This is a genomic window from Neisseria sp. P0022.S010 (genome assembly GCF_051956635.1).
Window position 1 is genome coordinate 1 of sequence record NZ_JBQCXF010000142.1, and the last position, 7003, is coordinate 7003.

The window sequence follows — 7003 nt, forward strand, 5'->3', positions numbered from 1 at the left end:
GAAACGAGATTTTGAAGCAGTAAAACGCATTGTCATTAAGATTGGAACCAGTTCTTTGGTGTTGCCAAACGGCAAAATCAATTTGGCAAAAATCGACCAACTGGCCTTTGTCATTTCCAGCTTGGTCGGAAAGGGCAAAGAAATTGTGCTGGTGTCTTCCGGTGCGATGGGCTTTGGGCTGAATGTCCTCAATATGGAAAAACGTCCGGCGGAAATTGCGCAGCAGCAGGCTGTTTCCAGCGTCGGCCAAGTGGCCATGATGAGCCTTTACTCGCAGATTTTTTCCCATTATCGGATGACGGTATCGCAAATTCTGCTGACGCGCGATGTGGTCGAATATCCGGAAAGTTTGGTAAACGTTACCAATGCTTTTGAATCCCTGCTTTCCATCGGCGTCATCCCTATTGTCAATGAGAATGATGCAGTTAGCGTGGACGAGATGGACCATGCCACCAAATTTGGCGATAACGACCGTTTGTCGGCAGTCGTGGCGAAAATCGTTAAAGCAGATTTGTTGATTATGTTGTCCGATATCGACGGTTTGTTTGATAAAAATCCGGCTGTTCACGCCGATGCCAAGCTGCGCAGCCATGTGGCCGATATTACCGAAGAAATTATTGCTTCTGCCGGCGGCTCGGGCAGTAAGTTTGGTACGGGCGGCATGTTCAGTAAGATTAAGAGCGCGCAGATGATGTTTGAACATCACGGACAGATGGTGTTGATGAACAGCGCCAATCCGCGCGATATCCTTCAGGTTTTAGATGGCGCGCTTATCGGAACGTGGTTTGCACAAGAGAAATAGGGAGGTTTGATGAGCTATATCGAACAGTTGGGCAAGAATGCCCAAAAAGCCAGTAAAACGTTAATCAGTTTGGGAAGCGTAGAAAAAAACAATCTGCTGCATCAGGTCGCGGCGGCGTTGGTTGAACAGGCTGAGATGATTTTGGCGGAAAATGCCCGCGATTTGGCCGCTGCAAAAGAAAACGGCATTTCGGACATTATGCTCGACAGGCTGCGCTTGAATCACGAACGCATCAAAGGCATTGCGGAAGGTGTTGGGCAGGTTGCCGATTTGCAGGACCCGATTGGACAGGTTGTCCGCGGCTATACCAATCTGGACGGTTTGAAGATTGTTCAAAAACGCGTGCCTTTGGGTGTGGTTGCCATGATTTTTGAAAGCCGCCCCAATGTTTCGGTCGATGCGTTCTCTCTGGCCTTTAAAACCGGCAATGCCATTATTTTGCGCGGCGGTCGCGATGCCATCCATTCCAATACCGCATTGATTGCCGTCATCAGGCAGACTTTGGTACAAGCGGGAATAGATGCCGATGTGGTGCAACTGGTCGAAGATACCAGTCATGCTGCTGCCGAGGAATTGATGCAGGCAGTTGATTATATTGATGTACTGATTCCGCGCGGCGGCGCGCGCTTGATTCAGACGGTGAAAGAGAAATCGAAAGTCCCCGTCATTGAAACCGGAGTCGGCAATTGCCATATTTATGTGGATGACAGTGCCGATTTGGAGATGGCGGCCGATATCGTCGTCAATGCGAAAACGCAGCGCCCAAGCGTGTGCAATGCCGCGGAGTCTTTGGTTGTCCACGAAAAGATAGCGGAAGCGTTTTTGCCCAAACTGGAAGAAGCTGTTGCCAAAGTGCATCTGGTCGAATTTAGAGCCGATCAGGAGGCATTGCGTATGTTTAAAAATGCTGTTTTGGCGACCGAGGAAGATTATAAGACTGAGTTTCTTGACTATATTATGTCGGTCAAAATAGTGAAATCAGTGGAAGAAGCCGTCGATTGGATTAACGGCCATACAACGCATCACTCGGAAGCAATTGTGACCCAAAGCATTGCCCATGCCGAGTTTTTCCAAGAAAGCATTGATGCGGCGGCGGTTTATGTCAATGCGTCCACTCGGTTTACCGACGGCTTTGTGTTCGGATTGGGTGCGGAAATCGGGATTTCCACCCAAAAAATGCACGCCCGCGGCCCGATGGGTTTGGAAGCGCTGACTTCGACCAAGTTCTACATCAACGGCAACGGTCAGATCCGACATTGATAAACGCCCCTCAACTTCATCAATTTGCGTATAATGGCGGGAAATTTGATTTTCCCCGAACAACCGATTTAGTAAAAAGGAACACACCATGTCCTCTATCCACGATCAAATCAAAGAAGTCGTTACCACACACCGCGTCGTATTGTTCATGAAAGGCACGAAGCAATTCCCGCAATGCGGCTTCTCTTCCCGTGCCGTACAAATCCTGAATGCGGCAGGTTGCACCGACTATGTAACCGTCAACGTATTGGAAAACGATGCCGTACGCCAAGGCATTAAAGAATACAGCGACTGGCCGACCATTCCTCAACTGTACGTCAACGGCGAATTTGTCGGCGGCTCCGACATTTTGATGGAAATGTACGAAGCCGGCGAACTGCAAGAATTGTTGAAAGCTTAAGCATTTTAAATATTCCCGCAATGTAAAATTGTTGACAAAGGCCGTCTGAAACCCTGATTCAGACGGCCTTTCGCATGAATACGCACTTTGCGCGCCATGCGAAAAAAAGTATAATTCCCCTCCATCAACGCAATTCGGAAAATCAACATGAACGTTACCGTTATCAACCACCCTTTAGTCCGCCACAAACTCACGCTGATGCGTGAAGCGGATTGCAGCACTTACAAATTCCGCACGCTTACCACCGAGTTGGCACGTCTGATGGCATATGAAGCCAGCCGTGACTTTGAAATTGAAAAATACATTATTGACGGCTGGTGCGGCTCTATCGAAGGCGACCGCATCAAAGGCAAAACGCTGACCGTCGTCCCGATTTTGCGTGCCGGTTTGGGTATGCTTGACGGCGTACTCGACCTGATTCCGACTGCCAAAATCAGCGTTGTCGGTTTGCAGCGCGATGAAGAAACTTTGAAACCGGTTTCTTATTTTGAAAAATTTGTCGACAGCATGGACGAACGTCCCGCGCTGATTATCGACCCAATGTTGGCGACCGGCGGCTCTATGGTTGCCACCATCGACCTTTTGAAAGCCAAAGGTTGCCGTAACATCAAAGCATTGGTATTGGTTGCCGCTCCGGAAGGCGTGAAAGCCGTCAACGAGGCGCATCCTGATGTAACCATCTACACTGCCGCGCTCGACAGCCACTTGAACGAACACGGCTACATCATCCCCGGTTTGGGCGATGCCGGCGATAAGATTTTCGGTACACGTTAATTGAAATGTTTAAGGCCGTCTGAAAAGTGTCAAACCTAAACTTTCAGACGGCCTTGTTATATGGTTTGCTTTAAAACCCACATCAGAAAGGACAATCATGAGCTTCCAAGACAATCTGGCCGCCATGCCTGCCATCGATCATTTAAGCGGCTTGGATATTCTCGACAAAGAGGGCAATGTGGTTCATCACATTCCCAATGCACCCGGCAAACAAGGCTCGCTCAAGCTTTACCATGCTTTGGCACAAGAGTTTGGCGGTAAACTTGACGCAGCGGCGGCAGAACGTGGCCTGGCATGGTTTGCCGAACATGTTGCCGATGCCGAAGCCAATCCGGGTAAACATCCGAATATTGATTTGCTGTTTAAAGTGAAAGCTGAAAATGCCAGCCTGACTTTGAAACCATTGGCTGCTTAATGAATACAAAAAAGGCCGTCTGAAAACAATATTCAGACGGCCTTTTTATATGCTTAAAACCTTAAGCGATAGAAGCTTCAACGAATGCAGTCAGTTGGCCTTTAGCCAATGCGCCAACTTTAGTGGCAACGTTTTCGCCGTTTTTGAACACCATCAGGGTAGGGATGCCGCGAACGCCGAATTTGGCAGGAGTGGCTTCATTGTCGTCGATGTTGATTTTAACGACTTTCAGACGGCCTTGGAATTCGGAGGCAATGTCGTCCAAGATTGGGGCGATCATTTTGCAAGGGCCGCACCATGGTGCCCAGAAGTCCAACAATACAGGTACATCGGATTTCAAAACGTCTTGTTCGAAGCTGGCATCGCTGGCGTGGATAATCAATTCGCTGCTCATGTTTGTTTCCTTTTGAATCGGGATTAATAAATATGTTGTTCAGGATAGTGGCAGACAGGGAAAATTTCAAGTGCCGCCACTCAGTAATAGTTTTTTTGAAATGCGTCTATCGCAATCCTTAAAGATTCAGACGGCCTCTTGGACCATGTGGCCGGAGTGGGCAATCAAATGGCGCGTGTAGTCGCTGCTTGGATTGGCAAACACGCTTTCGCATTCGCCCTCTTCAACGACTTGACCGTCTTTCAATACCATCACGCGGTGGGAAATGGCGCGGATGACGGCGAGGTCGTGGCTGATGATGATGAAGGCGAGGCCGTATTCTTTTTGCAGGCCGCTGAGCAATTCAAGGATTTGTTGTTGCCATTGGACATCGAGCGCGCTGGTTGGTTCGTCCAATACGAGAATTTTCGGGCGGACAATGATGGCGCGGGCGATGGCGAGGCGTTGGCGTTGGCCGCCGGAGAATGCGTGCGGATAGCGTTCGAGGGCGTCTTCGGGCAAGCCGACTTGTTTGAGGACTTCTTGAACGCGGCGGCGCATTTCTTCGCGCGGCATTTCAGGTTCGTGTACGCGTAAGGCTTCGGAAACGGTATCGAAGACGTTCATGCGCGGATTGAATGCGCCGAACGGGTCTTGGAACACCATTTGGATTTCGCGGCGTAATTCGTGTCGCCATAGCTCGCCGTTGATGTGCAGGCTGCCTTCGGAGTCGATAAGGTGCATAACGGCTTTGGCCAGTGTGGTTTTGCCGCAGCCACTTTCACCGATGATGCCTAAGGTTTCGCCGGATTTGAGGTCGAAAGAAATGGGGTTGAGGATGGTTTTGTCGCGTTTTTTAAACCAACCGTCCGATTCTTTGACGGAAAAGGCGACGTGTTCGGCTTTGAGTACGGTGGCCGGGTTTTTAGGTAAGGGGGCGACGCGGCGTGTTGTGCCGGCATTGAGCAGCATTTTGGTGTATTCGTGTTGCGGATTAGCGAAGACTTCGGCGGCTTTGCCGGTTTCGAGGATGCGGCCGTTACGCATAACGGCGATGTCGTCGGCAAAACGGCGCACGAGGTTTAAGTCGTGCGTAATGTAGAGCATGGTCATGCCGTGGTCTTCCTGCAGGCGCGAGAGCAGGTCGAGAATTTGGGCTTGGACGGCAACGTCTAATGCGGTGGTCGGTTCGTCGGCAATCAGGAGTTTGGGTTGGGCGGATACGGCCATGGCAATCATGGCGCGCTGGCGTTGACCGCCGGAAAGTTGGAACGGATAAGCCTGGGCTTTTTGCTCGGGCTGGTGGATGCCGGTTTCGTCTAGGAGTTCGATGGCGCGCGCCCATGCCTGTTTTTTATCCAAACCCAGATGCAGGGTCAGGACTTCGGCGATTTGCTCGCCGACACGCATCACGGGGTTGAGGGCGGTCATGGGTTCTTGAAACACCATGCCGATTTCGCAGCCGCGCAGCTTTTGCAGGGCGCGTTCGGACTGGGTCAGCAGGTCGGTTCCGCAATATTTCAGACGGCCTTCAAAGCTAACCATCGGGTTGAGGCGCATAATGCCTTGCGACAATACGGTTTTGCCGCTGCCGCTCTCGCCGACCAATGCCAGCTTGCGGCCGGGTTGCAAGGTCAGGTTGATATTGTGCAGGACTTGCTTGCTCGGAAAGGAGCCGTTTAGGTTTTCGATTTCGAGTATAGGTGTCGTCATGGTCGTGGCCGTCTGAAAAGGTTTGTGGAATACAGGTTGTTTTCAGACGGCCTGCATGAATCAAGAGGCCGTCTGAAACAGCGGTTTAGTCTTGAAACTGTTCTTTGAGTTTGCGTTTTAACACTTTGCCGGTGGCATTGCGCGGCAGCTCGTCTTGGAAGATGATTTGTTTGGGGATTTTAAAGTTTGCCAGCAGGCCGCGCAGGTGGCTGCGGACTTCGGCTTCTTCCAGCTTCATGCCTTCTTTGAGTTGGATAAAGGCAATGATTTCTTCATCGGCGTATTGGTCTTTCACACCGATGACGGCGGCGGCTTCCACGGCATCGAGTTTGTAAATGGCTTCTTCGATTTCGCGCGGATAGACGTTTTGGCCTTTGGAGATAATCAGGTCTTTTTTGCGGTCGACGATGAAGATGAAGCCGTCTTCGTCTATGGTGACGAAGTCGCCGGTTTTCAGCCAACCGTTGACGATGGTTTCATCTGTGGCGTCAGGCATATTGAGGTAGCCTTGCATGACCGAGCCGCCTTTGATGATCAGTTCGCCCACTTCGCCGCGCGGCACTTCGACCAATTCGTCATCGACGGCTTTCACGGTCAGGCCGGGCAGGGCGACGCCGACGCTGGCAGTTTTTTGGCGTTCGGGCGTATTGACGGCCACGACGGGCGAGCATTCGCTCAAGCCGTAGCCTTCCAGCAATTTGGCGCGTGGGAATTTGGCTTTGAAGTCGTCAATGGTTTGTCCGGCCAGAGGCGCGCCGCCGCTGATAAACAGACGGACGCGATTGAACCATCTGAAATACCAAGGGATTTTGGCTTTGCTCATGGCAGTGTAAATAGCCGGTACGCCGAGGAAAATGGTAGCGCGTTTGAGCAAAACCTGTTTCAACACGTTGGAGAATGGGAAGACGGATTTGACCAAAATAATCGAGCAGGCTTGAGATATCGGCAGCAAAACCATGGCGGTCAGCGTAAAGCTGTGGAACATGGGCAAGAAGACGACGAAGCGGTCTTTTTGCGAAATTTGGAAAATTTGTTCGATGCCCGAAAGATTGGAAAACAGGTTGCTGTAACTGATTAATGCGCCTTTGGGGTGGCCGGTTGTGCCGGAGGTGTAGATAATGTGCGCCAAATCGTTGACGGACGGCTGACGGCTCAGATTCGGCTTGCCGGGGAATGTACGCGCGGCATCGAAATAGCTGTCATCGCCACTGGCGGCGTTGGTTTCGCCAATCCAGATGATTTTATTGACTTTGGTTTTGGCTTTGA

At 50.9% G+C, this 7003-nt stretch carries 8 protein-coding genes; 5 read left to right on the plus strand and 3 right to left on the minus strand.

Annotated elements, in window-relative coordinates; genetic code table 11:
- The 5 genes from proB to ACTHUT_RS11940 all read left to right on the plus strand — a co-directional run.
- A partial coding sequence (gene proB, locus ACTHUT_RS11920) for a glutamate 5-kinase (protein WP_440418824.1) occupies nucleotides 1–802 on the plus strand: 802 nt, incomplete at its 5' end.
- 9 nt (nucleotides 803–811) lie between these two features.
- A complete protein-coding gene (locus ACTHUT_RS11925) occupies nucleotides 812–2062 on the plus strand; it encodes a glutamate-5-semialdehyde dehydrogenase (protein ID WP_440385679.1) in 1251 nt (416 codons plus the stop codon).
- A gap of 88 nt (nucleotides 2063–2150) precedes the next feature.
- The gene (gene grxD / locus ACTHUT_RS11930) at nucleotides 2151–2462 is read left to right on the plus strand and encodes a Grx4 family monothiol glutaredoxin (protein WP_003681608.1); all 312 of its coding nucleotides are present in this window, start codon (nucleotides 2151–2153) and stop codon (nucleotides 2460–2462) included.
- Between the two features lie 147 nt (nucleotides 2463–2609).
- Nucleotides 2610–3236, plus strand: coding sequence for a uracil phosphoribosyltransferase (gene upp / locus ACTHUT_RS11935; protein ID WP_003746048.1), 627 nt, complete (start codon nucleotides 2610–2612; stop codon nucleotides 3234–3236).
- A gap of 97 nt (nucleotides 3237–3333) precedes the next feature.
- Complete coding sequence (locus tag ACTHUT_RS11940) at nucleotides 3334–3651, plus strand: DUF2322 family protein (protein ID WP_049335566.1); 318 nt, start codon at nucleotides 3334–3336, stop codon at nucleotides 3649–3651.
- A 61-nt stretch (nucleotides 3652–3712) separates the two neighbouring features.
- On the opposite strand, the gene trxA is transcribed toward ACTHUT_RS11940, so the two are convergent.
- The 3 genes from trxA to ACTHUT_RS11955 form a co-directional block, all read right to left on the minus strand.
- A complete protein-coding gene (gene trxA / locus ACTHUT_RS11945; protein WP_003681479.1) occupies nucleotides 3713–4045 on the minus strand; it encodes a thioredoxin TrxA in 333 nt (110 codons plus the stop codon).
- Between the two features lie 126 nt (nucleotides 4046–4171).
- The gene (locus ACTHUT_RS11950; RefSeq protein ID WP_440385680.1) at nucleotides 4172–5737 is read right to left on the minus strand and encodes an ABC transporter ATP-binding protein; all 1566 of its coding nucleotides are present in this window, start codon (nucleotides 5735–5737) and stop codon (nucleotides 4172–4174) included.
- A gap of 85 nt (nucleotides 5738–5822) precedes the next feature.
- Nucleotides 5823–7003, minus strand: a 1181-nt coding sequence (locus tag ACTHUT_RS11955) for an AMP-binding protein (protein WP_440418825.1), incomplete at its 5' end; no start/stop codon positions are given.

Excerpts from the sequence above, each read along its gene's own strand:
- ACTHUT_RS11925 (WP_440385679.1), top strand. The coding sequence starts at position 812 with ATGAGCTATATCGAACAGTTGGGCAAGAATGCCCAAAAAGCCAGTAAA.
- trxA (WP_003681479.1), bottom strand. The coding sequence starts at position 4,045 with ATGAGCAGCGAATTGATTATCCACGCCAGCGATGCCAGCTTCGAACAA.
- ACTHUT_RS11950 (WP_440385680.1), bottom strand. The coding sequence starts at position 5,737 with ATGACGACACCTATACTCGAAATCGAAAACCTAAACGGCTCCTTTCCG.
- grxD (WP_003681608.1), top strand. The coding sequence starts at position 2,151 with ATGTCCTCTATCCACGATCAAATCAAAGAAGTCGTTACCACACACCGC.
- upp (WP_003746048.1), top strand. The coding sequence starts at position 2,610 with ATGAACGTTACCGTTATCAACCACCCTTTAGTCCGCCACAAACTCACG.
- ACTHUT_RS11940 (WP_049335566.1), top strand. The coding sequence starts at position 3,334 with ATGAGCTTCCAAGACAATCTGGCCGCCATGCCTGCCATCGATCATTTA.